Source organism: Streptomyces beijiangensis (assembly GCF_017315755.1).
Taxonomy (GTDB): Bacteria; Actinomycetota; Actinomycetes; order Streptomycetales; family Streptomycetaceae; genus Streptomyces; species Streptomyces beijiangensis.
In genome coordinates this window covers 1-1,073 of sequence record NZ_JAFLRJ010001119.1, presented here as the reverse complement: position 1 = coordinate 1,073, position 1,073 = coordinate 1, and the positions used below count along the sequence as shown (strand labels likewise).

General features: G+C 73.6%; 1 protein-coding gene. It reads left to right on the top strand.

Annotation, left to right across the window (positions count from 1 at the left end; genetic code table 11):
- Positions 1–1,073 (top strand): Rossmann-fold NAD(P)-binding domain-containing protein (locus tag J0695_RS40815; RefSeq protein ID WP_206969845.1); only part of this gene is annotated, 1,073 nt, incomplete at both ends.

Sequence of the window (1,073 nt, the reverse complement as noted above, 5' to 3'; positions counted from 1 at the left end):
CCCCCTTCACCCCCCACGACACGCCGGGACTGCGCTACTACCCGGTCCGGCGTGCCGGCGCGGAGCCGGCCGACGCCTCCACCGTCACGCAACTCCTGGTGGCCGCCGGCCACGACCTGCTCGGCGAGGGACCGGTCGAACTGCAAGGCCTCGAACTCCACACGCCTTTGATCGACGCGACACACCTGGCCCCCGGCGCAGGCGCCCAACTGGTAGGCCACCGCACCAGCACCGGATGGTCGCTGTCCCTGATCGTCGGCCGCACCGGCGGCCGCCACGCGACGACCGCCGCCTCGGCCCAACTCGCCTGGCCCCTCACCCCGAAAACGGTGGACCTCACCCCCCTGCGCACCAGACTCCAGCAGGCGGACAACAGCACGGAACAGCTCACCACCCTGACACTCGACCCCGACCCCGTAGGCCACAGCACCCTGCCCGCCGGCCTGCTCGCCGCCGCCACCGGCCTGCTCGCCGCCTGCCGGACACAGCACACGGGCCCAGCGGCCGGGAACCTCCTCGTGACGGGCATCGATGCGATACGGGTCTTCGGCGCAGCCACCGGCGACGTACTCCTCCACGCGACGGCCGACGCCGAAAGCGGCGACGTACGCATCCTCGAGCCAACCGGACGCACCCTGATCGAACTCCGCGGCATCCGCCTCGCACCGGACCGCCACCTCCGGGTCGACGACGACGTACGCCGCCGGACAGAAGAACAGCTCTACACGGTCCGCTGGCAGCCGGCCGCCCCGACCACCCCACCCACACAGCCGCCCACCGGCACCTGGCTGATCGGCGCCGCCGGCCCACAGGACACCGGAGCCAGCACCGAACTCGCCGCCGCACTGCGCCGATCAGGGGCCAACGCGGTGGCCCTGAGCCACCCCCCGGCCACGGCCGAGGACTGGACCGACCAGATCACCGCAGGCGCCGGCACCGTCCGCGGAGTCATCCTCCTCACCACCCCACCCGCCCCCGGACACGACAGCGGCGCGGTCACCGCGACACTCCTGGCGGCCCAGGCCGTCGCCTCCGCGACCACCACCCCGCCGCGCCTGTGGCTCATCACCCGC